Below are 1,949 nucleotides of genomic sequence, written 5' to 3'. Positions count from 1 at the left end.
GAGTAGAGCTGATGCCCGATCTCCTGTTCGAACTGTTCTCCGAGGAAATTCCCGCGCGCATGCAGGCGAAGGCGGCCGACGATCTGCGCCGCATGGTGACCGACCGGTTGGTCTCAGAGGGCCTGGTCTATGAAGGCGCCAAGGCGTTCGCGACGCCGCGGCGGTTGGCGCTCACCGTGCACGGCATTCCGGCGCGGCAATCCGACCTGAAGGAAGAGCGCAGGGGACCGCGCGTCGGCGGACCTGATGCCGCGATCCAGGGATTTCTGAAGGCGACCGGCCTTGGCTCGATCGAAGAGGCAAAAGTCCAGCGCGATCCCAAGAAGGGCGATTTCTATATCGCGCTGATCGAAAAGCCCGGCCGCGCCGCGCTGGAGGTGCTCGCCGAAATGCTGCCGGTCATCATCCGCACCTTCCCATGGCCGAAATCGATGCGCTGGGGCGAGCGCTCGGCGCGATCGAGCGCGCTGACCTGGGTGCGGCCGCTGCACGCGATCACCGCGACCTTCGGGCTCGAGACCGAGGAGCCCGACGTGGTGACATTCTCGGTCGACGGCATCGCGGCCGGCCAGACCACGTTCGGCCACCGCTTCATGGCGCCGGCTGCGATCAGCGTGCGCCGCTTCGAGGATTACGAAGCCAAGCTGCTCGACGCCAAGGTCGTGCTCGATCCGGAGCGCCGCAGGGATACCATCGTCACCGACGCCAAGCAGCTGGCGTTCGCTCAAGGCTTTGAGCTGGTCGAGGACCAGGCGCTGCTCGACGAGGTCTCGGGCCTGGTCGAATGGCCGGTGGTGCTGATGGGGTCGTTCGATGCGCAGTTTCTCGCGATTCCCGCCGAGGTGATCCGCGCCACCATCCGCAACAACCAGAAATGCTTTGTGGTGCGCGATCCCAAGACGGGAAAGCTCGCCAACAAGTTCATCCTCACCGCCAACATCGAGGCCAGTGACGGCGGCAAGACCATCGTCGCCGGCAACGAGCGCGTGATCCGCGCCCGGCTGTCGGATGCGAAGTTCTTCTATGAGAGCGACCTGAAGGTCAGGCTCGAAGAGCGGCTGCCGAAATTCGAGGGAATCGTGTTTCACGAGAAGCTCGGCACCCAGGGCGAGCGGATCGCGCGGATCGAGAGCCTCGCGGCCGAGATCGCGCCCCTGGTGGGCGCCGATGTCGAGCAGGCCAGGCGCGCCGCAAAACTCGCGAAAGCCGATCTGCTCACCGAGGTGGTCGGCGAATTCCCGGAGCTGCAGGGCCTGATGGGAAAATACTACGCGCTGGCGCAGGGCGAGGATGCCTCCGTCGCCGCTGCCAGCGAAGAGCACTACAAGCCGCAGGGGCCGACCGATCGCGTGCCGACCGATCCTGTGAGCGTCGCCGTGGCGCTGGCGGACAAGATCGACACGCTGGTCGGATTCTGGACGATCGACGAGAAGCCGACCGGGAGCAAGGACCCATACGCCCTGCGCAGGGCGGCGCTAGGGGTGATCCGAATCCTGCTGGACCAGCACCGCCGTCTGCCTTTGACCGCTATCCTCGAAGCGTCGATTGGCTTGCAGATCATGCGCGGCGAGGCCCGGCTTGAAAATATTATAGATGCGTTGCGCGATCCGGCTCGAGACCCCTCGTTCCTGCGAAAACATCCATCGACGTCTGAATCGTATCTCGCGGCGCTGATTGCAGATCTGCTTTCCTTCTTCGCCGATCGCCTGAAGGTCCAGCTGCGCGAGCAGGGCGCGCGGCACGATCTCGTCGATGCCGTGTTCGCGCTCGGAGATCAGGACGACCTCCTGATGGTGGTCCGCCGCGTCGAGGCGCTCGGCAAGTTCCTGGACAGCGACGACGGCAAGAACCTGCTGGCCGGGACCAAGCGCGCCAGCAATATCCTCGCGATCGAGGAGAAGAAGGACAAGCGCAGTTTTGACGGCGCCCCGAACCCTGCGCTCTATGGC

General features: G+C 64.9%; 1 protein-coding gene. It reads left to right on the top strand.

Annotation, left to right across the window (positions count from 1 at the left end):
- Nucleotides 1-11 precede the first annotated feature (11 nt).
- Nucleotides 12-1,949 (top strand): glycine--tRNA ligase subunit beta (gene glyS / locus WCB02_RS16925; RefSeq protein WP_423959694.1); only part of this gene is annotated, 1,938 nt, incomplete at its 3' end.

This window comes from Bradyrhizobium sp., assembly GCF_049581145.1.
Classification (GTDB): Bacteria; Pseudomonadota; Alphaproteobacteria; order Rhizobiales; family Xanthobacteraceae; genus Bradyrhizobium.
Note: the sequence above shows the minus strand (reverse complement) of the source record. Positions and strands in the feature narration are given on the sequence as shown.